Genomic DNA, 23,344 nt, shown 5'->3' with positions numbered 1-23,344 from the left:
GGTTTCAAAATTTTTAAACACAAAAAAGTGCAAGGTTATGACGTTTTTTGGCTCAAAATCCTTGGATTTCGGTGGAAAATTGTGGAGTAAATTTGGGAACCCATCTCCGAATCTCCCATTTTTCAAGCTGTTTGGCACCTAGATTCGATTTGTGGACTTTTTCAGCAAGCCCTATGTAATATTTTATGTAATATTTATCGGTAACTTATTCAAACAAAATTTAAGCGCATTTACCAGCAGAGAAACATGGATTTAGAGCCAAAAAACCAAGACCAGCAGCATCCGCAATATAAACGTGATCGAGCTACCGTCGATAGTTTATTAGACAAAGAAGCAACCGATCGCAATTTATCAGAATTAGCAAGATTAATCATTCGCTACCGAGGATTTCCCGGCGCTAGAGATATCCAAGCAGACTTAAAAAAAGCCCTGCAACAATGGAATCATACTGAAGAAACTCTTTACGAACAAACCCGTAAAATTCACGCTACAGGCGAAGTTTATCGCCGACTAAAGAACGATCAAGAAGATTGGGTTTAACTTTAGCAACCGGATTTTTGGCCGTTGATGCGGACTGTAACGGGTCTTCTCGTAAAAAAAGCCGGTTTGTGACCAGCCGTGCGTCTAGGACTATTAAAGCAAAGTATGAGCGCCTCAAATCAAACTCAAAGGCGATCGCACTTAATTCCACTCAAGTACACGCCACAAAGCTTATGCTGCAAAAACTATATTGTATCAAAAACCGCAAGATTAAGCAATGGCGTCACATCGCTTAGACTAGCCCCTTGAAAGATAACCACATAACCGGTGCCGAGTTTAATTGCCGTAGCAGGGACCGCACCTTCTCCATTCAGATTCAAAGTTAGATCTTCAAAGTAGAAAGTATGGATATCAGCAATAAAACTCGTTAGATTAACTTTGTCCCCAACGGTAAAGTCTGTAATCACATCTGCATCTTCTGCCAAGCGGGGTAAATCTCGGGCGATCACAAATATATCGTTTCCACCGCCACCTGTGAGGATGTCTTGACCGCGATCGCCACTCAATATGTCGTCGCCGTTACCGCCAATCAGGACATCATTTTCTTTACCACCCCTAAGAATGTCATTGCCATCTCCTCCAATGAGCGTATCGTTGTCATTGTTGCCTGACAAGGTATCGTCTCCATCACCGCCGTCAAGTTGATCGGACTGTTTACCCCCGACCAAACTGTCCCTGCCTGCCTCTCCGTCAATTGTATCGGCTCCTAGCATTCCGTAAACGATATCAGAGCCGTCTGTCCCAATAATATTGTCGTTGCCAGATAGGGCCAAGATTGGTGGGCGAACGCGGGGAAATGTGGGAAATATGGGAACTGATGACACCAAAACATTATCATTACCGTCTGAGAGGTTGTAAAAGACTTCATTGGAAAGATTAAAAGTGTTTGCTTGTAGTCCGGTAGGATTGCCAGGGGCTGCGTCATTGATTGCAGGTGTCGCGATCGTTACAGGTGTCAGTCTCGGCTCCGGTGGAGGTGGCGTCGGTGTACTAAATGGACGTGTTGTATCGCCTAATGCTGCTGACTTACGTATGATAACAGGAGAATCAGTACCCATGATATTGGCTTCAAAACTGTCGCAGCTCATTGCTTTAATCCTACTTAAAATTTGCTGTTTCTCGGAACTGTTGCTTCTTTGCCTTGACGCTGCACCCAATGGATTTATCATCAAAAAGTTAACCCAAGGCTGAGGTAGCATATCTTTATAGCAAATATATTGATACACTTCCCGCGCGAGTCACCTGTGCAGTTATGCTGAAATCTAGAACTAGATGCTAGCTTTATTGGTAGGTTTTAGAGAAGGCGATCGCACGTTTTGAAACACAACTAAATGGGACTAATTAACTAATCTCCGTAAAAATTTATGAACTTAGGCAGGAGCAACCATTGGTAGGGATACTTTATGAATTGCCCTGCATAAGTCAAACTCAAAGGCGATCGCACTTAATTCCACTCAAGTAGGACTCACAAAGCCCGCGTTACACAAACTATACATTTAGAACAAAAACATTCGCGGTAAGCTCGCTTTGAGCAACCCCTTGAACGACACCCAAATAGTTAGTGCCGAGTTTGATTGCCGTAGAACTGACAGGAGATCCTCCATTCAGATTCAAACTTACAGCTTCAAAGGTGAGGCTGGCAAATGTATTCCCGTCAGTTAGACCAATTCTGTCGCCATTAGTAAAGTCTACAATCACATCTGCATCTCCTAACCGAGCTGCTGCCGCCTGCCCCCCACCTAGAATAAATGTATCGCTTCCGCCACCACCTGTGAGGATGTCTTGACCGCGATCGCCACTCAGTAAGTCGTCGCCATTACCACCAATCAGGACATCATTTTCTTTACCGCCCCGAATAGTGTCATTGCCCTCTCCTCCAGTGAGAGTATCGTTGTCATTGCTGCCGAATATCTGGTCGTCGCCAACACCGCCATCAAGGGAATCCGACCCTTTACCGCCGGACAAAATGTCGTTGCCGGACCCTCCGTCGATTGTATCGGCTCCTTGCATTCCGTTAATGTTATCAATGCCGCTGGTTCCGGTAATATTGTCGTTGCCAGATAGCGCCAATATTTGTTTGCCAGCAGCAGCCGGAGGAAGTGATGACAGCACAATATTGTCATTACTGTCTGAGAGGTTGTAAAACTCACCGCTAACAGTGTTTGCTGGTTGTCCAGTAGGATTGCCAGGGGCGGGGGCATTGATTGCAGGTGCTGCGATCGCTACAGGCGTACCACCAGTGGGCGTGCCACCAGTGGGCGTGCCACCAGTTGGCGTGCCACCAGTTGGCGTACCACCAGTTGGCGTACCACCAGTTGGCGTACCACCAGTTGGCGTACCACCAGTTGGCGTACCACCAGTTGGCGTACCACCAGTTGGCGTACCACCAGTTGGCGTACCACCAGTTGGCGTACCACCAGTTGGCGTACCACCACCAGTTGTTGGAGGTGTGATAATGGGGGTGTCGCCAATCCGGGGAGTCAACGTGACACTACCTTGAGGAACAGTGACCTGTAAGTTGTAATCAGGAACTGTGGCACTGGGAAATGGAGTGTTACTGGTGACACGGATTCTGTAGTTAGTATTTGCTTGGCGCGGGACTCCAGTAAGCTGCGCGTTAAGCCCGCCTCCGTTATTATTATCTCCGACAGTCACGCCAGTAGTAAGGTTGACGAGTTCCACATAAGGGTCAAAGCCAGTTGTCGTGCTGCTGAGGGAAATATTGAGAGGTTGGCCATCCAAGGATGTAGTTACTTGAAATTCATCAGCAAGTGTGTTGCCACCACCGAAAGCTGGAAAAGTAAAGTCTTTGCTGCCCTCCAATTTACCATTTAATCTAACGGCCGGGGTGTCGGTTAGAGGGCTGCCGCTGAAGCTGCTACCTCTCGGAACTAAACTGATATCGCCCGTAGGAATAATGGCCTGTAATGAGTAGCCATGAGTAGACGAGAGGTCGAGTGAATCGTAGCTGGTGACGCGGACTTTGTACTTAATGCCGCCGAGAATAGAGAAAAAATTAGGAATCGCCAGATCGTCGAGACCAACCTGGTTAGGCTGACCGGATGCTATCACTGAGTTAAGATTAGCACCGTTATCATCAGAATCAGCAATGACCTGACCCGTCTCGGCATTGATAACTTGCAGGAACGTGTCATATTTGGTGGGATCGTCCGCTGTAAGACTAAGCGTGACCAGTTGCCCGATCGCAGAGGTATTTAAGTCATATTCATCAGCCCGCGTGAAGACGGGGGGAGTGGCATTGATGGGAGCTTGAAAAATAATGTCATCTTTATCCAGAACACCACGTTGTGTATCAGTATTTGCCATTGGAGTTGACCTCAAAAAATAAAGTTTGAACCGAATGATGCTTTAATTTCCCTGACTCAGCATCGATACTACGGGAAGTAGCAGTAATTTCTCTTTTAATTTACAGGTAGCTATGAATAGACTAGCCAACCTACAGCCCTAAGATATTTCTCCACATCTCGCGCGAGTCACCTGTGCAGTTATGCTGAAATATGGAACTAGATGCTAGCTTTATCGGTAGGTATTACAGAACGCGATCGCACCTAGTTGAAACACCACAAGTAAATGCCACTAATAAACTAATCTTGGTAGAAATTCCTGAACTTAGACCTGATAAACAATTGGTAGGGTAATTTCTAAATTTCCCTGCAAAACATAGAATTTACACCTGAGTTGGGCTCCCGTCCCAAATTATCTTCTTATAGCAACCGCCAGGATAGTTAGGACAAGTTCACAGACAAAAGTAGGTAGTTGTGATTTAGTAGGGGTCTGAACGCCTGGATATGAATGTACCCAGCCCAGATATTTATCACCCGCTCCCCCGCAGCCCTACATTTAAAATTGTCCTAACTATCGAGGCAACTGCTAGAATAGGCATTTCTATTAGAGTTGAGATGTTCCGGCTAAATCCACCTGATTAAACAATAAGCCGGTTATGGCCGTGGTGTATGTGATAAAAAGTTATAAATAGTTAGGATTTATTTTGGCTGCGCGTTATAATGATTATCAGGGGAGCACCCCATTAGCCTAGTGATTTGGCTACTGCAACCATCCCCAGGCGGGAACCTAAAAATTCCCAATGTAGGTGATCCGGTCGAAATTGCTAATTTTCTAGAGATAAATGACAGTTGACGAAGCCCTCCTTTTTTTAGAATCCGTTGTTCAAGCAGAACAGCTCAACGATATTCAAGAGCTAGTATTTCGGCAAGCTTGGGAAGGACGCTCTTATCCAGAGATTGCTAAGACGGCTGGTTATGATGCTGAGTACATCAAACTCGTCGGCTTCCAATTGTGGCAACTCCTCAGTCGAGTATTTGGGGAAAAGGTTAATAAAAGTAACGTTCAGTCAGTCTTGCGGCGAAAGGCACCACAAATGCAAGTAGTCACAGCACCATCAAACAGTACCTCTATTGATGACAGTAGAAATACTGAAGCCGATCGAAGTGACACTACTACTCACTGGGTAACAGTTGAAGGATCGACTGCCAATAAATGTCAAGATTGGGCTGAGGCGATGGATGTCTCTGATTTCTATGGACGTGCAGAAGAACTAGCTCTGTTAGAACAGTGGATTGTGCGCGATCGCTGCCGTCTAGTGATGGTATTGGGTATGGGCGGCATCGGCAAAACGGCGATTTCCGTCAAGATAGCAAAACGTATTCAGGAGCATTTTGATTATGTCATCTGGCGAAGTCTCCGCAACGCTCCACCCATGCTCGACCTTCTAGCAGATTTGATTGAATTTCTCTCGAAACACAACGAAACCGTTTTTTCGGATACTGTAGAGGGCAGAATCTCGCAGCTACTTGGATATTTACGAGCCTCGCGCTGTCTTTTGGTTATCGATAATGCCGAGTCAATTTTGCGATCGGGCGATCGCACGGGTGGCTATCGAGAAGGATATGAGGGTTACGGTCAATTGCTTAGTTGTCTGGCAGAAACCCCCCATAAAAGTACCCTTGTGTTAACCAGTCGGGAGAAGCCGAAAGAACTAGCAACACAGGAAGGGGAAACCCTACCCGTTCGCTCATTACAACTTCCTGGTTTATCCACAGAAGCAGGAAAGAAAATTTTTCAAGACAAGGGTGCTTTTTCAGGGTCAGAATCCGAATGGAAAGCTCTAATTGAACACTATGCTGGGAATCCCTTGGCATTAAAAATGGTAGCTCCTGTTATTCGAGATCTATTTGATAGCAGTCTTTCTAATTTCTTAGAATTATTAAACCAAGTTACCTTGATATTTGATGATATTCGCAATCTCTTAGACCGACAGTTCAATCGCCTATCTGCTTTAGAAAAAGAGCTGATGTACTGCGTAGCCATCAATCGAGAGCCCGTCTCATTTTTAGAAGTGCAGAAAGATTTAGTAATAGAACTCTCGCCAACGGAACTCCTAGAGACGTTTGCTTCTCTGGGAAGGCGATCGCTCATTAAAAAAACCACAGGTGGCTTTACTCAACAACCCGTCGTCATGGAATACATAACAGAACAGTTAATCGAACAGATATGCCAAGAAATAATTACTGCTAAAATTGACCTTTTCAAGAACCATCCTCTCATCAAAGCCCGAGCAAAAGACTATGTGAGGGATACTCAATCTCGCCTGATTCTCAACCCCATTACCAAGCGACTACTCTCCTGTTTTGAAAGCCAGCGATCGCTAGAAAATCAGCTCAATCTCATTCTTACATATCTGCGAGGAAAGCCCGCACGGGAAACGGGATATGCCGCTGGGAATGTTATTAATCTCCTGCGGCAGATACAGACAGATTTAAGCGGCTGGGATTTTTCTAATTTAACGGTTTGGCAAGCTTATTTACCCGATGCAAATTTACATTAAATAAACTTTGCTGGTGCTGATTTAGCTAGTTCTGTTTTTGCTGAAAACTTTGGTAGTAGTTTGTCAGTCGTCTTTCGTTGAGATTGAAAACTGTTAGCGATGGATCCTACAAATGGTGAAATTCAGTTGTGACAACTCCCAGAAGCTAGGCTAATGATGAGCAGCAAATGACACGCCAGATAGTTAACCGATTTGAGAGATTAGTTTCACTTTCAGCCGATCGCCTGCTGCTGTTATTGTCTCCGCTAACAACTCGCTTGACTTAGGCATGGACAGGGCTGGGTGGGCATTGCCCACCTTACCCATTTTTTAACAGTCAACTATTAACTATTTTCAAACCATCTCCGGCGAAACCTGCATTGCCGGCTGCGGCTGGAACTGGAACAGCGAATAAACCACATTCCGGCGAATATCCGTCATCATGTCCAAAAACAACTCGTAACCTTCAGTTTTGTACTCGATTAACGGGTCTTTCTGGCCGTAACCACGCAGGCCCACAGACTCGCGCAAAGCATCCATTTGCTGCAAGTGTTCCCGCCACAAAGTATCAATTTGCTGCAAAATAAAGAACCGCTCAGCATCGCGCATCAATTCGGATCGGATGGCATTAACTTCCGCTTCCTTCATGTCGTAAGCATTGCGGACTTGTTCGTGGAGGAAAGTTTTAGTTTCTTCAACTGACAAATCTTCTAATTGATCCGGAGTCATGTCAGCCAACAGATAAACAAATTCCTTCACCTTGCTGACAAGTTTGTCGAGTTCCCATTCTTCCGAAGGCAAATCGGGATTGATGTATGCTCCCACGATGTCGTCCATCGTTTGTTCTGCATATTTAATTACCTGTTCCTTCGAGTCCAAACCTTCCAATACTCGGCGACGTTCTGCATAGATGGCTCGACGCTGATTGTTCATCACTTCGTCGTATTCAAATACCTGCTTACGGATGTCGTAATAGTAGGTTTCGACTTTTTTCTGAGCACCTTCGAGGGAACCGGTTAGCATTCGAGATTCGATCGGCATATCTTCCTCAACACCGAAAGCCTTCATCAAACCAGCCACCCGTTCGCCGCCAAAAATTCTGAGCAAATTGTCTTCCAAACTCAAGAAAAACCGCGTAGAACCGGGGTCTCCTTGCCGTCCCGCCCTGCCCCGCAACTGATTGTCAATCCGGCGCGATTCGTGGCGTTCGGTACCGATAACGTGCAGGCCACCCAACTGCACCACTTCATCGTGTTCGGTGCTGGTAAAGGCATCGTACTCGCTGCGAGTTACATTGTAAGCTTCCCGCAATTTTTGAATTACGATGTCTTTTGTTGGTGCTTTTTCCGAGGCTACAGCCACGATATCATCGGCTTGTAATTCCGAGAGCGATCGCTCCCCGTACTCTTTCACCGCCAATTCCACCGAAGCTTTCAGCAGTTGCTCAGCATTTTTCGATAGCTGCGTCGGGAAAATCTGCGCCGAAGCTTTCCAAGACTTGCCTTTTTTCGCAGTTTGACCAAAACCTTGAGCTGCGGGGCGGCCGCCAATACCGGGCACTTGCACCAGCGAAAAGCCTTCTCCATCTTCGGGCTGGACGATTCTGGGCATCAAATACTCGCGCAACTTGAGGCGGCCCATGTACTCAGAATTACCGCCCAGAATGATGTCTGTACCGCGTCCTGCCATGTTCGTGGCGATCGTCACAGCACCTTTGCGTCCAGCTTGAGCGATAATTTCCGACTCCCGCTCGACATTTTCCGGTTTAGCATTCAGCAAATTGTGAGGAATTTTGCGTTCCTGGAGCAGCCGCGACAGCAACTCCGACTTTTCAACGCTTGTCGTGCCCACCAGCACCGGCCGACCGATCTCGTGCATTTCTGCGCATTCTTGGGCGATCGCATTCCACTTACCGGCCTCCGCCTTGTAAACCATATCTGAAAGGTCGCCACGGCTCGGAATCCGGTTAGTGGGAATCAATGTGACTTCCAGACTATAAATTTTCTCAAATTCTGTCTCCTCAGTCTTCGCCGTCCCAGTCATCCCCGACAACTTCGGATACAGCAAAAAGAAATTCTGATAAGTAATAGTCGCTAGCGTCTGAGTTTCCGGCTGAATTTCCGCCCGTTCCTTCGCTTCTATAGCCTGGTGCAAACCGTCACTCCAGCGCCTTCCCGGCATCACCCGGCCTGTGAATTCATCGACAATCACCACTTCGCGATCGGCATTGACGATGTAGTTAATATCCTTAATAAACAATTCCTTCGCCTTAATCGCATTAAAAATATAATGCGCCCAAGGGTCAGCCGGGTCGTACAAATCGGTAACGCCCAACAAATTCTCAGCTTCACCAAACCCTTCATCGGTCAACAGCACATTCCGCGCCTTTTCGTCAACCTCGTAATGTTCCTCATTTTCCTTTCTCAGAGCAGCAGCCACCTCAGCCGCCCGGAGGTATTTCTCGCTGGGGCGTTCCACCTGGCCCGAAATAATCAGAGGTGTCCGAGCTTCATCGATCAGCACCGAGTCAACCTCGTCAATCACGCAGAAATTAAAAGGACGCTGGACTACATCTTCCATCACAGTAGCCATGTTGTCCCGCAAATAATCAAAGCCCACTTCGCTGTTCGTCGCGTAGGTAATGTCGCAGCTATAATTTTTCTTGCGTTCCACCTGATCCATGCCCTGCTGAATCAGTCCCACAGTCAATCCCAGGAAGCGGTGCACCTGCCCCATCCATTCCGCGTCCCGTCTTGCGAGATAATCGTTGACGGTGATGATGTGCACGCCTTTACCGTTGAGGGCGTTGAGGTAAGCCGGCAGCGTCGCCACCAAAGTTTTGCCTTCACCGGTTTTCATTTCGGCAATTTGGCCTTTATGCAGGATGATGCCGCCGAGGAGTTGGACATCAAAGTGGCGCATTCCCAAAACTCGCTGTCCCGCTTCCCGCACCACTGCAAAAGCTTCTGGCAAGATTTCGTCTAGGATTTCTTTCTCTTCGTTGAGAGATTTAGCTTTTGCCAGACGTTCTTGAAACTCCGCCGTTTTGCCTCTCAGGTCGTCGTCTGAGAGGGAGTGGAAGTCTTCTTCCAAGATATTGATATCAGCTACCCAAGGCTGAAATTTTCTAAGTTTGCGCGCGTTGGGATCGCCTAGGAGATTTTTAAACATGGCAGGAGAGGCAGATTTTTAATAATTTAGCTATTAGGTTTCAGGGTTACGGGCTGTAGTGTTAGCCACAACATATACCCTCCCCGATTGTAGCAACCATTGGCTGTTGCAGGTCGTCGCGGCGGTCGATCGCGCGGAGTTAGGCTTGACAATGGCTCAGCTAGAGATAGTCGCAGGACGCACTCGACACATCGAAACCCGGTTGCTTGTGTCATACCTGTCGAGTGAATCTCAAATCGAAAAATGGAAAATCTCAAATCGACTGACGCATCCCACGACTACTCAGGCCGCGGTATTTCGCAAGTCAGGAAATCGTAGGCCATTTTCGTATTCGGAAAAATTGCCTGGGCTTCCTTGAGCAAATCATCTAGGACGATCGCATTTCCCGGAGCGTAACGCGGGCTAAAATGCGTCATAATTAACTGTTTCGCCCCGGCTAGCAAAGCAACTTGAGCCGCCATTGTTGAGGTTGAATGCAGGCGATCGAAAGCCATTTGAGCATCTTGATGGGCAAAAGTCGCTTCGTGCACCAACAAATCAGCATCCTTCGCCAATGCCACCGCGCTGTCACAAAAAACCGTGTCAGTACAATACACAAATTTGCGCCCAACTTGATCCGGCCCACAAAAATCAGTACCTTTAAACTGTCGCCCATCCGATAACTTTACGGTCTTTCCTTGTTTTAATTGGCCGTAAAGTGGCCCGGAAGGAATACCCACATCCTTCGCTTTTTCGACATCAAAATGTCCCGGCCGGTCTTTCTCGGTGACACGATAACCAAAAGCAGTTACTCGGTGTTTCAAAGGAGCGCAACTAACAATATATTCGTCATCTTCATAGATAACTCCCTCATGACTTTTGTGCACCTTCACCGGGTAAGAAAAATGAGTTTGAGAATAGCGAACGCCAGCTTGCAAATATTCTTCAAGTCCCGGAGGCCCATAAAGATCGATGCGCTTGACATTCCCCGCCAAACCGCAGCTAGCCATCAAACCCATTAAGCCGAAAATGTGGTCGCCGTGCAGGTGAGTGATGAAAATGCGGCTCAGTTGGCTGACTTTGAGCTCGCTGCGGAGAAACTGGTGCTGAGTTCCTTCGCCGCAGTCAAACAGCCAGAGTTCCGCTCGCTGGGGCAAGCGGAGGGCGATGCTGGAAACGTTGCGCGATCGCGTGGGGACGCCGGAGCTAGTTCCGAGAAATGTAATCTGCAAGAGTCAAATCACCTCAATTAAATCTTAAAAAATATGTTACAAATATCCAGGGTGCGGTCAATCCGACATAAAGGAAATATTCGCAGGCAGGAACCGGGATAAATCGCTGTTGCTGCTAGCATCTAGTCGCTCCAATCATTTTGACTAGCGCACAAAGTGCCAAACCCAATTCTAACGTTTTCTTTCTGCGGTTCCGCTTCCTTTTTCCCGAACCGAACCTTGGTCTTAAAAATTCTCAAACTCATATAGCACAAGAGGAAATTTTTCAAATGCAGTCAGGAGTGTTCTTTGGTTCCATTGTTTCGACATTAAAAAAACGCTATTTTTGGATTTCGCTGTTGTTGTGGCTGGTCATGGTGGCCCCAGCACAGGCCGCGCTGATTTTGCGAGTTGCGGTACAAGACGGGACAAGTCAGATTAAGGTCGGCAGTTCTACTAAGGCTGCAATCCGCGACGGTAGCGGGCGCAATTTGGGCGAACTGTCGGCAAATAGTTCTCAGTCGGCTCAATTTCGATCGGGAACTGTGGCAATTGGCCGCTGGGCTGCCAATCAAATTTGGATCGAGCCGACGGGGAACGGTTATGTTTGGATTGGCGATCGATGGTATCGCGGACGCACCCTTGTAGTTCCCGAAAAAGGAGCCTTGACTGCGGTCAACTACGTCGATATCGAACAGTATCTCTACAGCGTTCTCGGCGCCGAAATGAGTGGCAATTGGCCTCAAGAGGCTTTGAAAGCCCAAGCAGTCGCCGCCCGTTCCTACGCTCTCCACCAGCGCCTCAAAAGCGAAACCGACCTTTACGATGTGGACGACACTCAATCATCGCAGGTTTACAAAGGACTGCAAACAGAATCTTCGGGTACTTATAGCGCAGTCGATGCTACCGCAGGTCAAGTTCTCGCCTACAACGGTCAGATTATTCTAGCCGTTTTCCACTCGGCATCTGGCGGACATACCGAAAATGTTGAGGATGTTTGGACGGAATCCCTGCCTTACCTGCGCGGTGTTCCTGACTTCGACCAAGGCGCGCCGGTTTATCAGTGGAAAGAAAATTTCTCCCGCGCTCAAATGAGCAGCAAGATTTCGGGCGTCGGTAACGTAATCTCGATGAAGCCAGAACGCACTACCGCTTACGGCAGCGTTTTGTCCATGAAAGTAGTCGGAGATAGTGGTTCTAGGGTGATGACTGGCGCGGATTTACGTCGGGTTCTAAATTTGAGGAGTACCCGCTTTACCGTGATTCCTCAGTACGGCGGGATTGTTAGTGGGAGAAATGGCGGGCAGCCTCCTAAGGGTTTTCAAGTTGCTGGTAAAGGTTTCGGTCACGCTGTGGGGATGAGTCAGTGGGGGGCTTACAATTTGGCTAGACAGGGATACGGCTACCAGCAGATTTTGTTGCACTATTACCGGGGCGCTGCTTTGGCTAGAATTGCTGTGCAGTAACTGCTGGGAAGAAGGAAGAGGGAAGAGGGAAGAAGGAAGAAGGAAGAGGGAAGAAGGAAGAGGGAAGAAGGAAGAGGGAAGAGGGAAGAGGGAAGAATAATTCCCAATTCCCAATTTCCAATTACTAATGACTAATGACTAATGACTAATGACTAATGACTAATGACTAACTAAATTAAGGATTTCTATGCAAAAGTGGGAGTATTTATTGGTGGATGCGAATATGTATCCTTTTGGAAATAAGCTAATTAGTTTATATGTAAATGGTGAAGAAATGCGAGATTGGAAACAAGGCTCGCTGCATCTATTTGTTAATCAATTGGGGGAGGAAGGGTGGGAACTTGTGGCTCTCCGCCACGACTCGAAGTATGACCAAAATTCTTTGATTTTTAAACGCCCTAAAATTGTTAAAAAAACTCGGATCACGAAAATTTCAGAGCTCAATAAAAATTGAAATTTTGCACCATTTTTAGCAACTGGCTAGAAGCCAGTTCCACAATAAAGATATTGGATTGTGGAACGGGCATCTTGTCTGTTCTGAACTGGCTAGAAGCCAGTTCCACCATAAAGATATTGGATTGTGGCAAAGGTTCTCAAAAAAGTCAGGTATGTCCTATGCCCTATGTCCTATGCCCTATGCCCTATGCCCTATGCCGTTCGCGTACCTCATCTTTCTGAGAAGGGCTATATTATGAGTTGTCCGATCGCCCAATTCGCCGCTGCCATTCGGCATCTATTTTTGCTGACTGTTCTAGTTCTTGTTGAGTTAATTCGGTTTCTGTGGTATAAGCTAAGTCTTCTCCAGTCAGAACGTTTTCGGCTGCAAATTCCTGAGCGTAGGCCAGTTTTTGCTGCAAGTTGGCATCGGGTTGGTTTAATAACATGGCTCGCTGCTGTCGCTCTTGATTCCGAGCTTCTATCTGGCTATTTTTCCACTGAATCCAGAAGTAGCGAATTAAGGGAATTGTGAGAAATCCGACGCCGTAAATCAGCAGGATTGGATAAATACCGCTGACTAAACTGATAAATCCACCTGCGATCGCACTTTTAGTCAATAAATTCCCCAAAACTAACGCACCGACAAGATTTACGGCTCCCAACCCTGCTGCGAGCATGACTTGGCCGGAGCTAGCTTGGCTGAAACGCCACAGCATTTCTCGCAAATAAGCTGTTACTGGTTGAGCATTTTGCTGGGCGGCTGTGGTTTGCAATTGCGGAAAATGGTAGACTATTTGCCCTTCGGGACTGACTTCGGGGCGGCCGTCAAAACGCGCGAGAGCTGGTAACATATATTCTTCGTATTCTCGGGTGTATCCCTGTCCGAGATTGTCGAGATAGGGCGCAATTTGTTCGGCGGCGACGGCACCTCGGTTGTTGCGAATTGCGGCGGCAATATCGCTCCACTTGCGCTCTTCTAGATTGTGATTGGGATTGCCATCTCCAAATATAAAGGAGAAAACTGCTTCCAGAAAACTCATCTGGGGTTTTTGGCCGGTTACGCGCGATCGCTGGTAGGAAGGTTCGTCATGGTTCCAGTAAAATATCCAGATTAAGTCGTTCCAGAAGTAGGGAAAAAAGAAAAAGCTGCCCCCTCCATCTCCTCCGCCGCCGTCGCCTCCTCCGCCGCCTCCTCCTCCGTTATCGTTGTTGCTCATGCTGGAGAGTAAAAGCGTGATCGCCACAAAAATTAAGAGGATGGAAGCTACCAGCACTATGCCAAAAGATATCCGAATCAGGTAAAATAGAACTTTCCAGATTTTTTGCCACCATTCTTGCAACTGCAAGCGCAAGAATTTGTTTCGCAAAATATCTCGAAAGTTGTTGGGAAATATGTAGGCAATGTCGCCGGATTCTGCTACTTGCAGGTTGCCGCCTGCTTCGGAGGCGAGGGTTAACAGTTCTCGTTGGGCAAAATTGACATCTAATCCAGCTTTTGCCGCCACGTCTCCAACCGTAACGCGGTAGCCAAGTTGTTCGACGGCTTGCATAATGGTGGGATTCGGAGCCATAGGTTTCTCTCTGTGAAAATTACCCGTTGTTTTTATTATATTGCGGGAATTGGAGCTGGTGAAGGTCGATCGGGCTTCTCATTTTTTTTGCTGTCGCCCTTGACTTGGGAGCCAAATATTGCTATCGTTTTCGGCGATCGCCCGTATAGCCGGGAAATAGGTTAAAGAAATGTGGTTTTTTTTGCAAGTCTGACAATAGTTCTTTAAAATAGATGGGACTTGCGCGAGCCCGGCCTCGCAAGCGCGTGTTTTCAGGTTTGCAGTTGTGTCTCATCAGCCTTTGCAAGCGTCCTCGGCGCAAATCTCAACCCAAACAGTTGCAAAACTCTTAATAGGAAAACTTTACAGGCTAATTTTTCTGATTAGCCACTAACCAAAGAATCGAATTATGCCAAGAACTCAACGCAACGATAACTTTATTGACAAAAGTTTCACGGTAATGGCCGATATCATTCTGAAGATTATGCCGGCGAAAAAGCAGGCTAAGGAAGCTTTTGCTTATTATCGGGATGGTATGTCGGCTCAAGCTGATGGCGAATATGCTGAAGCGCTGGACAATTATCATGAAGCGCTGAAGATTGAGGAAGATCCTTACGATCGCAGTTATGTCTTGTACAATATGGCCCTAATCCATACTAGCAACGGCGAACACGATAAAGCTTTGGAGTATTACAGCGAAGCGCTTGAACTGAATCCGAGAATGCCACAAGCGCTGAATAATATTGCTGTGATTTATCACTATCAAGGGGAAAGGGAGAAGGAAGCTGGCAATATTGAAGGGGCGGAAGGGCTGTTTGACAAAGCTGCGGATTATTGGAAGGAGGCTATTCGCTTGGCGCCCAACAATTACATTGAGGTGCAAAATTGGCTGAAAACAACAGGGCGATCGCAGATTGATGTGTATTTTTAACTATGATAGGAATGGGGCATGGGGCATGGGGCATGGGGCATGGGGCATAGTTAGTAGTTAATAGTTAGTAGTTTCTCTAATAACAAATAACCAATAACAAATAACCAATTCCCAATTTCCTATGCCCTATGCCCTATGCCCTATGCCCAATTCCCAATTACCGATTTTTATGATTGATAGAGAAGAAGTTCGGAAAGTAGCGAATTTAGCCAGATTGGAATTAACGCCTGAAGAAGAAGAGCAGTTTACTGGTCAACTGAACGGTATTTTGGATTATTTTGAACAGTTGAGTGAACTGGATACGAGTAAGGTAAAGCCGACAACGCGGGCGATCGATGTTAGTAATGTAATGCGATCGGACGATTTGCAACCTTTTGCTAATGGAGAGAGTATTTTGGCTGGTGCTCCCGATCGCGATGGTGAGTTTTTCAAAGTCCCTAAAATTATGTAGGGTGGAAGTAGAACTCTTTCAATCGCCGACTGTGATGTATTTTGTGTCAGAATCCCCAACCAAAATCGTTTATTTGGTTGGGGATTTTTTAAACTCGATCGCCCGCGCCAACAAAAACAGGACTTACGCAGAACAGATACTCCCATTGTCCGCGCGCGAGTTAAGCAATGACAGAAATAGCTTGTAAGTCATCAAAAACTAGCGCCGACGATCGCAAAAATCAAGGAGAAGGAGACAGTTCCCACACCTTAATCGTGTCGTCATAACTGCCGCTGATCAAAGTTTTGTCTTGAGGGTTAAAAGCCAATTCCACCCAAGTCGAATGACCTTTCAGTGTGCCCTGTTCCCCGCCATCCATCGCCCACAGCTTGATAGTTCCGCTCAAATCGCCGCTGGCTAGCGTCGCACCGTCGGGACTGAAAGCTAGAGACTGAATTCGATCGGTATGACCGGCAAAAGTCGCCTCACCGGACGGTTCGGGCCCGTGATCCGTGGTGATATCCCAAACCCTCACCGTATTGTCCCAGCCGCCGCTGGCCAAAATTTTACCGTCCGGGCTGATAGTCAGCGCCGAAACAGCATCAACATGACCCGTGAGAGTGGCTTGAAATTCCCCAGTCTTCCAATTCCACATCTTAATCGTACCGTCGCCGTTGCCAGTAAACAGAGTGTCTTTATAGGAACTGAAAGCCACTGAATGCACTTCGTCTGCAATCCCTTTGAGAGTTTGCAACTCGGCCCCGCCTTCAACTTGCCACAGTTTCAAAGTATTGTCTTTGCCGACACTGGCGAGGGCTTGGCCGTCGGGACTGAACACCACCGAGAACACCCCGTCTGTGTGTCCGTCCAACGTCCGAATTAACTGGCCAGAATAGAAATTCCACAGTTTAATCGTACCGTCAGCGCCGCCACTGGCGATCGTCCTGCCATCGGGACTCACTGCCACAGACCACACAGGTCCCAAATGTCCTCGTAAAACCTTGAGCACTTTGCCGTGACGCTTGTGCAGCAGGAGAATTGTGCCGTCATTGTTCCCGCTGACGATGACGCGGCCGTTGGGAGTGACTGCTACCGCCCACACCGGATTTTTGTCTTGATCCACCAGAGTCCGCACTGCGGGCCGTGACAGCGATGGCTCAGTGTTGAAATTCTGCATGGGGGGCGGGTCGAACCGAATGTCGGGAATGCTAGAAACAGGCTCACCAGCAGTGAAAGCCTCTGATACGGGAGATGACAAGCGAGAACCCAGCACTACTGAAATCAAGGCAAGTACGGTTCCCCCCCACAAAGCTAAAGTCCACTTGGGTTTGCTGACAATCACCTCTATCGGTGTCGGGCCGTATTTCATGTCTGTGAGAATTGCTTCGATCGATCGATAGCGTTTTGATGGTTCTCGCTGCACCATTTTATCCAGGATGCGGCCGAGTCTGCCCGAAACTGGTACTTTCAAATAATGCCTCCAGGCCCAAGCGTCGGCTTTGATGTCAAACAAATCAAAGGGCGACATTCCCGTTAACAAGTGAATGCAAGTCACGCCCAAACTGTAGATGTCGCTGCTCTTAATTGCTTCACCTTTAATTTGTTCCGGCGCCGCGTATTCGGCAGAACCCGTCACCGTTTCTGTTTTCAGCGGCCCGCTGTTGGCAGGAATTGCGGCGCCAAAATCGACCAAAACTAGCCCGGATTCTTCATCCCAAGAATGCAGGTGCTCTTTCTCGGCTATTGCTGCGGAGGTTTGGGAAGATTTGCGGTGAATAATATTGGACGGTTTGATATCTCGGTGAATCAGTTGATTTTCGTGCACAAGTTCCAGCACGGGTAACAACTCGCTCAGCAGATACCAAATGTGCATTTCTTTAAGAACACCTTTTTCCGAAAGCCGATCGGCCAAATTGCGGCCTTCGATGTATTCTTGCACTAAATACTGGCAGCCTTCGACTTCAAAAGATGCCAGCAGTTTCGGTATTTGGGGATGTTTACCCAACTCGTCGAGTCGCTCGGCCGAGCCGCGAAATGTCCGGTTTAGCTGTTTTTGACCGTCGGCGACTGACGGTACGGGTGCGCAGAACTGTTGAATGACGCAGCGGGGTTGGGCTGGTTGGTCTTCATCGACTGCTAGGAAGGTGCCGCAAGCGAGACTTTGACCGAGGGTGTGAAAGACTCGGTAGCGGCCTTTGAGCAGCAAGTTTGACTCGCAACTTGTGCAGACTGTCGCGCGATCGAGATTTTGGGGATTCTGGCAATTGGGATTTATGCAGTAACTCATTTGTCTTTCCGCTGGAGACCCCCGTCCGACTTAAAGGGAGGAGTGGGGGAGGAAAGCGGGGCGGTGCGTGCCGCTTCCTGTGGACAAATTAAATAATTTGAATCTTTGCTTGATCATAATTGTTTCCGAGATTTTAGCCACAATTGCTTCTGTCGATCGCGCGTAAATTTTTGCTGACTTTCTTCCGAGAGAGGTTTAATAGGTCGATCGAACCGAGCTGTGAGATTACTCGGCTGGACTCGCTCTCAACGAATTAGGCTATACTGTCATTGCAGATACAGTAATTGCGGCGATGGAGTCAATCTCAAAGCTCAAATCGACTGAAAAATTGAAATTTTGGCAACTTCGGCCAAACTAACTAATAACTTTTAACTATTACTTATGCCCTTAATTCGCGTTGCCAAACCTTGGGAAATTCTCGACTCAGAAATTACCCCAGAAACAGCATTTTTCAACCGTCGCCGTTTCATGACCAATTTAATTGGCGCTGGCGTGACAGCTTCGCTGCTGCCGCTGACAGGCTGTCAAAGCAGTGATAGCTCAAAAACGGCTCTGGACAAAGGCTCAACCCAAGCATACGCGGGATTGAACCGGAATCCGGCTTTTGCAAAAGTCGATCGGGCAATTACCGACGAAGCCTTAGCTACAAAATACAACAACTTTTACGAATATGGCGGCACAAAATCTATTTGGCAAGCCGCTCAAGCTTTACCAACCGAAAACTGGAAAGTAGAAATAGGCGGTTTAGTCAAAAATCCCCGCACCTACGATATTGACGACCTCCACAAAAAATTCCCCATCGAAGAACGAGTTTATCGATTTCGCTGCGTAGAAGCCTGGTCGATGGTAGTTCCTTGGGTCGGATTTCCCATGAAATTACTCATGGCTGATGTCGAACCACAATCAAACGCTAAATTCGTTCGCTTCACCTCATTTTACGACTCAAAAATCACTCCCGGCCCCGGTTTGATGTCGCAATTTTATCCTTGGCCTTACACCGAAGGTATGCGAATTGAAGAAATGGCAAACGATTTAGCATTTTTTGCTACAGGTTTGTATGGGCGGCGGCTACCAAAACAAAATGGTGCGCCCCTGCGGCAAGTGATTCCGTGGAAATACGGTTTTAAGGGTGCGAAATCAATTGTAAAAATTGAATTTGTCGAAAAACAACCCGCCACTTTTTGGAATACCATCGGCCCCAACGAATACGCCTTTGAAGCAAACGTCGAACCCGACAAACCACACCCCAGATGGTCACAGGCTAGCGAACGGGTAGTCGGTCCCGGTAACAGTTGGTCGTGGGAAACTCGCCCAACTTTGCCCTATAACGGTTACGGCGAATATGTGGCAAGTCTTTACAGTTAATTAAGTCCGCTAGATATAATTTGAGGAACAGGCTTTGCGGCTTCTTCCTCACATAATTAATTTCTCTCCTTTCTCTTTCTCAGCCGTCTCTGCGTTCTCTGCGGTTAATTTAAAAAATCTTTTTTGTTCGCTTCATAAAAATGAAATACAGGACACGGCAGTGCCGTATCCCTACCCGATACCTGCACTATGTTTGTAAATTTTACCTTAAATTTGAGTCCATCGACTATAATGAAAATTGATGAAGCTACCAAGGAATTGTTAAATGGTAACAACAACATCAACTCCCGTCGAGCATCAAACAACCCCAGAAAATCGAGTTATTTTAAAAAGTGTCAGTTGGTCAACTTTTAAAGCATTGCTGGCAGATGTTGGGGACGATAGAGCTTGGAGAATTGCTTACGATGGAGGAGTATTAGAAATCCGAATGCCACTGGAAGAACACGAAGAACCCAAACGACTGATAGAAAGCTTTGTGGAAGCCATTGTAGATGATCTGGGAATTGAACTTAGGAGTCTGGGTTCGCTGACTCTTGAACGAGAAGATTTAACTCGCGCTGTCGAACCTGATTCCTGTTTCTACATTCAAAATGAATCTTTAGTTAGAGGCAGAAATATCAATTTGCCAAATGATCCGCCGCCGGATTTAGCAATAGAGTCAGATTACACGAATTCTTCTGTGAATAAGTTTACAATTTATGCTGCTCTTGGTGTTCCCGAAATCTGGAGGTATCGGCGGGAATCTCTGCAAGTTTATCAATTGGTAGATGGGAAATATGAAATGTGCGATCGCAGTTTAGCTTTCCCCTTTTTACCCGTTGCAGAAATTCCCGGTTTCATCGAACAAAGCAGAACCATCGGACAGCGTGCGGCTGTGCGTTTTTTTCGACAAAGAATTAGAGAAATTTTACTAAGTCAAAAATAACACTTACATCTCTCTTTTCTCCTTCTCTGCGTCCTCTGCGCCCTCTGCGGTCAAAAAATTCTTATTGTTCGCAAAACTCTGCAACTCTTAGCCAAACCCGATCGCACAAATCCGGCGTGCTAACATCAAACCATTCAATTTCAGGATACGCTCGAAACCAAGTCCGCTGTCTCTTCGCAAATTGCCGCGTGTGCAAAACAGTCAAATTCTTAGCTTCCTCAAGCGTAATGTCACCAGCTAAATATTGTTTCATTTCCTGATATCCCAGGGTATTTAGCAGTGGTAAGTCGCAGCCGTATTTTTTACACAAATATTCGACTTCAGCTAACCAACCGCGTTCTAGCATTTGTTCGGTGCGCTGTTTTATCCGATCGCCCAAAACATCAATCTCACAATCCAACCCAATCTGTAGAATAGGATAATGGGGAGGATTTTCGCCCTGCTGTTCGGAAATAGAGCGACCAGTGACATAAAATACTTCCAGTGCTCGTAAGGTTCTGAAGGAATCGTTGAGGTGAATTTTCTCGGCGGCGGATCGATCGACCTGCTGCAACATCGCGTAACATTGAGATTGTCCGAGATCCGCAAGTTGCGATCGCAATTCGGGCATCGGTGCCACCATCGGAATTTTCAAACCCTTGACAATCGATTTGAGATACAAACCAGTCCCTCCCACCAACAACAGCGGGGGAGAAACGGGAAAATCGACATCAGCAATTATTTTTTGAGCTTGCTGTTGGTATTCTGCGAGTGTTAGAGTTTCTGTCGGATCGCAGATGTCAATCAAGTGATGCGGTACAGAAGCGCGATCGACCGCCGTCGGTTTTGCCGTTCCGATGTCAAATTCGCGGTACACTTGACGGGAATCTGCACTCAGGATCGAAGATTTCAGTCGCGAAGCCAAAGCCAAAGCCACTCCCGACTTCCCCGTCGCCGTCGCCCCACAAATTGTAATTAAACTAAACATAAGCTGTCGCAGATTTTAAAAGCATATTTCATTTCGCGATAAAAACCGTCAAATCCTCTCCTAGACTCTCATCCTCTCCACTTTCCCCTCACTCCATCCACTCATTCACCGCGCTACACCAGGAAAGTCGCGAAGCAATCTCACAACTATTCGCCTCCGTCCCCCTAATAAATTTGCATTTAGAAAGCCCTAGCATCGCCTTTAACGGTTTTGTGCTATAATTTTAGGAGTTTTTCCATTTTAGAAGCTTTTGGGGCTTTAGACCTCATTATTGGAGCTATTTTTGTATGACCAGCAGCTACAGCGCCGATCAGATTCAAGTTCTCGAAGGTCTCGAAGCAGTCCGCAAACGACCGGGGATGTACATCGGTACCACCGGCCCGCGAGGACTCCACCATCTAGTTTACGAGGTTGTGGACAATTCCATCGATGAGGCGCTGGCTGGCCACTGCACTCACATCGAGGTTGACATCAACGCCGACGGTTCCGTTACCGTCACAGACGACGGCCGGGGTATTCCGACCGGCATCGTTGCCAAGACTGGCAAATCGGGAATAGAAACAGTAATGACTGTACTCCACGCCGGCGGTAAATTTGGCGGTGGTGGCTACAAGGTTTCTGGAGGATTGCACGGTGTAGGTATTTCTGTTGTTAACGCGCTGTCCGAGTGGGTAGAAGTGACAGTTTGGCGCGACCAAAAAGAACATTTACAGCGCTACGAAAGAGGCAATCCAGTTACTGAACTTAATGCCAAGCCTAACAAAGGCACTCGCACCGGCACTTCAGTTTCTTTCTTGCCAGATACTCAAATATTTAGCACTGGCATTGAATTTGATTACACTATACTCGCGGGGCGCTTGCGAGAATTGGGTTACTTGAATGCGGGCGTGAGAATTACGTTTAGCGACCACCGTTTGGAACTGCTAAAAAGTGGCGAACCTCGCATCGAAACATACTGTTACGAGGGCGGAATCAAGGAATATATCGCCTACATGAACCGCGAAAAGCAGCCTCTGCACGAAGAAGTGATCTACGTGCAAGGAGAACGCAACAACGTGCATATAGAAGTGGCTTTGCAGTGGTGCGTCGATGCTTTTAGCGACAACGTTTTGGGTTTTGCGAACAACATTCGGACGATCGACGGTGGGACGCACTTAGAAGGTTTGAAGGCAGTGTTGACGCGGACGATGAATTCGATCGCCCGCAAGCGCAACAAAATCAAAGAACACGAACCAAACCTCGCCGGCGAAAACGTCCGGGAAGGTTTGACAGCAGTGATTTCTGTCAAAGTCCCAGACCCAGAATTTGAAGGTCAAACTAAAACTAAACTGGGTAATACAGAAGTCCGAGGAATTGTCGATTCCTTGGTAGGCGAAGTATTGACCGAATATTTGGAGTTTCGCCCCCAGGTAGCTGATGCTATTTTGGAAAAGGCAATTCAGGCATTTAAAGCCGCTGAAGCCGCCCGTCGTGCCCGCGATTTAGTGCGCCGGAAATCTGTTTTAGAATCGTCTCCTTTGCCTGGGAAATTAGCGGACTGTAGCTCCAGAGACCCCGCCCTGTCTGAGATATACCTGGTTGAAGGGGATTCTGCGGGCGGATCTGCCAAACAAGGACGCGATCGGCAATTCCAAGCAATCTTGCCTTTGCGCGGTAAAATTCTCAACATTGAGAAAACCGACGACGCCAAAATCTACAAAAATAACGAAATTCAATCGTTAATTACAGCGCTGGGTTTAGGTATTAAAGGCGAAGAATTTGATCCGTCGCAATTGCGGTATCACCACATAGTGATCATGACTGACGCGGACGTAGATGGAGCCCACATCCGCACGCTGTTGCTGACTTTCTTCTATCGCTATCAGCGCGCACTTGTAGAACAAGGTTACATCTATATTGCTTGTCCTCCTCTGTATAAAGTAGAACGGGGGCGCAATCATTACTACTGTTACAGTGAACGCGAAAGAAACAGTTTGATTCGCAATGAATTTCCGGCGAATGCTAACTACACCATCCAGCGGTTCAAAGGTTTGGGCGAAATGATGCCGACGCAGTTGTGGGATACGACGATGAACCCAGCAACTCGGACGCTGAAACGGGTGGAGATTGAGGATGCTGCTGAAGCCGATCGCATCTTTACGATCTTAATGGGCGATCGAGTCGCCCCCCGCCGCGAATTCATCGAAACCTACGGCCCCAAACTCAATATGCTCGACTTGGATATCTAAGTTAGTTGATA

At 47.2% G+C, this 23,344-nt stretch carries 16 protein-coding genes; 9 read left to right on the top strand and 7 right to left on the bottom strand.

Translation table 11 applies throughout. From position 1 onward, the window contains the following. Positions 1–246: 246 nt before the first annotated feature. Positions 247–540, top strand: coding sequence for a DUF3288 family protein (locus K4039_RS05465; protein ID WP_265234117.1), 294 nt, complete (start codon positions 247–249; stop codon positions 538–540). Between the two features lie 185 nt (positions 541–725). Here K4039_RS05465 and K4039_RS05460 read toward each other — a convergent pair whose 3' ends face one another. Together K4039_RS05460 and K4039_RS05455 are read right to left on the bottom strand one after the other, a co-directional pair. After that, positions 726–1,628: a calcium-binding protein gene (locus tag K4039_RS05460; protein ID WP_265234116.1), complete on the bottom strand. Its 903-nt coding sequence runs from the start codon at positions 1,626–1,628 to the stop codon at positions 726–728. A 400-nt stretch (positions 1,629–2,028) separates the two neighbouring features. Then, the gene (locus tag K4039_RS05455; protein ID WP_265234115.1) at positions 2,029–3,867 is read right to left on the bottom strand and encodes a calcium-binding protein; all 1,839 of its coding nucleotides are present in this window, start codon (positions 3,865–3,867) and stop codon (positions 2,029–2,031) included. Positions 3,868–4,687: 820 nt separating this feature from the next. Between K4039_RS05455 and K4039_RS05450 the strand changes: the two genes are divergently transcribed. Beyond that, on the top strand, positions 4,688–6,406 hold the full coding sequence (locus K4039_RS05450; protein ID WP_265234114.1) for an NB-ARC domain-containing protein: 1,719 nt from the start codon (positions 4,688–4,690) through the stop codon (positions 6,404–6,406). A gap of 333 nt (positions 6,407–6,739) precedes the next feature. On the opposite strand, the gene secA is transcribed toward K4039_RS05450, so the two are convergent. Together secA and K4039_RS05440 are read right to left on the bottom strand one after the other, a co-directional pair. Further along, complete coding sequence (gene secA, locus K4039_RS05445) at positions 6,740–9,556, bottom strand: preprotein translocase subunit SecA (RefSeq protein WP_265234113.1); 2,817 nt, start codon at positions 9,554–9,556, stop codon at positions 6,740–6,742. Between the two features lie 278 nt (positions 9,557–9,834). Then, complete coding sequence (locus tag K4039_RS05440) at positions 9,835–10,767, bottom strand: ribonuclease Z (RefSeq protein WP_265234112.1); 933 nt, start codon at positions 10,765–10,767, stop codon at positions 9,835–9,837. Between the two features lie 269 nt (positions 10,768–11,036). Here K4039_RS05440 and K4039_RS05435 point away from each other — a divergent pair, with 269 nt between their 5' ends. Continuing rightward, positions 11,037–12,212 (top strand): SpoIID/LytB domain-containing protein, encoded by a 1,176-nt coding sequence (locus K4039_RS05435; protein ID WP_265234111.1) that lies wholly within the window; start codon positions 11,037–11,039, stop codon positions 12,210–12,212. Between the two features lie 187 nt (positions 12,213–12,399). Beyond that, complete coding sequence (locus tag K4039_RS05430; RefSeq protein ID WP_265234110.1) at positions 12,400–12,666, top strand: hypothetical protein; 267 nt, start codon at positions 12,400–12,402, stop codon at positions 12,664–12,666. 235 nt (positions 12,667–12,901) lie between these two features. Here the strand turns inward: K4039_RS05430 and K4039_RS05425 are convergent, their stop codons facing one another. Further along, a complete protein-coding gene (locus K4039_RS05425) occupies positions 12,902–14,221 on the bottom strand; it encodes a hypothetical protein (protein WP_265234109.1) in 1,320 nt (439 codons plus the stop codon). A gap of 388 nt (positions 14,222–14,609) precedes the next feature. Here K4039_RS05425 and K4039_RS05420 point away from each other — a divergent pair, with 388 nt between their 5' ends. Further along, the gene (locus K4039_RS05420; RefSeq protein ID WP_265234108.1) at positions 14,610–15,131 is read left to right on the top strand and encodes a photosystem I assembly protein Ycf3; all 522 of its coding nucleotides are present in this window, start codon (positions 14,610–14,612) and stop codon (positions 15,129–15,131) included. A gap of 169 nt (positions 15,132–15,300) precedes the next feature. Beyond that, positions 15,301–15,582: an Asp-tRNA(Asn)/Glu-tRNA(Gln) amidotransferase subunit GatC gene (gene gatC / locus K4039_RS05415; RefSeq protein ID WP_265234143.1), complete on the top strand. Its 282-nt coding sequence runs from the start codon at positions 15,301–15,303 to the stop codon at positions 15,580–15,582. Positions 15,583–15,802: 220 nt separating this feature from the next. Here gatC and K4039_RS05410 read toward each other — a convergent pair whose 3' ends face one another. Beyond that, positions 15,803–17,848, bottom strand: a complete 2,046-nt coding sequence (locus tag K4039_RS05410; protein WP_265234107.1) for a serine/threonine-protein kinase — start codon at positions 17,846–17,848, stop codon at positions 15,803–15,805. Between the two features lie 381 nt (positions 17,849–18,229). On the opposite strand from K4039_RS05410, the gene msrP reads away from it, so the two are divergent. Together msrP and K4039_RS05400 are read left to right on the top strand one after the other, a co-directional pair. Continuing rightward, on the top strand, positions 18,230–19,213 hold the full coding sequence (gene msrP, locus K4039_RS05405; protein WP_265234106.1) for a protein-methionine-sulfoxide reductase catalytic subunit MsrP: 984 nt from the start codon (positions 18,230–18,232) through the stop codon (positions 19,211–19,213). Between the two features lie 265 nt (positions 19,214–19,478). Continuing rightward, complete coding sequence (locus tag K4039_RS05400) at positions 19,479–20,138, top strand: Uma2 family endonuclease (protein ID WP_265234105.1); 660 nt, start codon at positions 19,479–19,481, stop codon at positions 20,136–20,138. A gap of 61 nt (positions 20,139–20,199) precedes the next feature. Here K4039_RS05400 and miaA read toward each other — a convergent pair whose 3' ends face one another. Beyond that, complete coding sequence (gene miaA, locus K4039_RS05395; protein ID WP_265234104.1) at positions 20,200–21,105, bottom strand: tRNA (adenosine(37)-N6)-dimethylallyltransferase MiaA; 906 nt, start codon at positions 21,103–21,105, stop codon at positions 20,200–20,202. Between the two features lie 287 nt (positions 21,106–21,392). Between miaA and gyrB the strand changes: the two genes are divergently transcribed. After that, entirely contained in the window at positions 21,393–23,333 is a 1,941-nt protein-coding gene (gene gyrB, locus K4039_RS05390) for a DNA topoisomerase (ATP-hydrolyzing) subunit B (RefSeq protein WP_265234103.1), read from the top strand. Positions 23,334–23,344: the final 11 nt, after the last annotated feature.

Source organism: Lyngbya sp. CCAP 1446/10, from assembly GCF_026130175.1.
In the GTDB taxonomy this organism is placed as follows: domain Bacteria; phylum Cyanobacteriota; class Cyanobacteriia; order Cyanobacteriales; family Microcoleaceae; genus Microcoleus.
Note: the sequence above shows the minus strand (reverse complement) of the source record. Positions and strands in the feature narration are given on the sequence as shown.

Excerpts from the sequence above, each read along its gene's own strand:
- K4039_RS05465 (WP_265234117.1), top strand. The coding sequence starts at position 247 with ATGGATTTAGAGCCAAAAAACCAAGACCAGCAGCATCCGCAATATAAA.
- K4039_RS05460 (WP_265234116.1), bottom strand. The coding sequence starts at position 1,628 with ATGAGCTGCGACAGTTTTGAAGCCAATATCATGGGTACTGATTCTCCT.
- K4039_RS05455 (WP_265234115.1), bottom strand. The coding sequence starts at position 3,867 with ATGGCAAATACTGATACACAACGTGGTGTTCTGGATAAAGATGACATT.
- K4039_RS05450 (WP_265234114.1), top strand. The coding sequence starts at position 4,688 with ATGACAGTTGACGAAGCCCTCCTTTTTTTAGAATCCGTTGTTCAAGCA.
- secA (WP_265234113.1), bottom strand. The coding sequence starts at position 9,556 with ATGTTTAAAAATCTCCTAGGCGATCCCAACGCGCGCAAACTTAGAAAA.
- K4039_RS05435 (WP_265234111.1), top strand. The coding sequence starts at position 11,037 with ATGCAGTCAGGAGTGTTCTTTGGTTCCATTGTTTCGACATTAAAAAAA.
- K4039_RS05430 (WP_265234110.1), top strand. The coding sequence starts at position 12,400 with ATGCAAAAGTGGGAGTATTTATTGGTGGATGCGAATATGTATCCTTTT.
- K4039_RS05425 (WP_265234109.1), bottom strand. The coding sequence starts at position 14,221 with ATGGCTCCGAATCCCACCATTATGCAAGCCGTCGAACAACTTGGCTAC.
- K4039_RS05420 (WP_265234108.1), top strand. The coding sequence starts at position 14,610 with ATGCCAAGAACTCAACGCAACGATAACTTTATTGACAAAAGTTTCACG.
- gatC (WP_265234143.1), top strand. The coding sequence starts at position 15,301 with ATGATTGATAGAGAAGAAGTTCGGAAAGTAGCGAATTTAGCCAGATTG.
- K4039_RS05410 (WP_265234107.1), bottom strand. The coding sequence starts at position 17,848 with ATGAGTTACTGCATAAATCCCAATTGCCAGAATCCCCAAAATCTCGAT.
- msrP (WP_265234106.1), top strand. The coding sequence starts at position 18,230 with ATGCCCTTAATTCGCGTTGCCAAACCTTGGGAAATTCTCGACTCAGAA.
- K4039_RS05400 (WP_265234105.1), top strand. The coding sequence starts at position 19,479 with ATGGTAACAACAACATCAACTCCCGTCGAGCATCAAACAACCCCAGAA.
- miaA (WP_265234104.1), bottom strand. The coding sequence starts at position 21,105 with ATGTTTAGTTTAATTACAATTTGTGGGGCGACGGCGACGGGGAAGTCG.
- gyrB (WP_265234103.1), top strand. The coding sequence starts at position 21,393 with ATGACCAGCAGCTACAGCGCCGATCAGATTCAAGTTCTCGAAGGTCTC.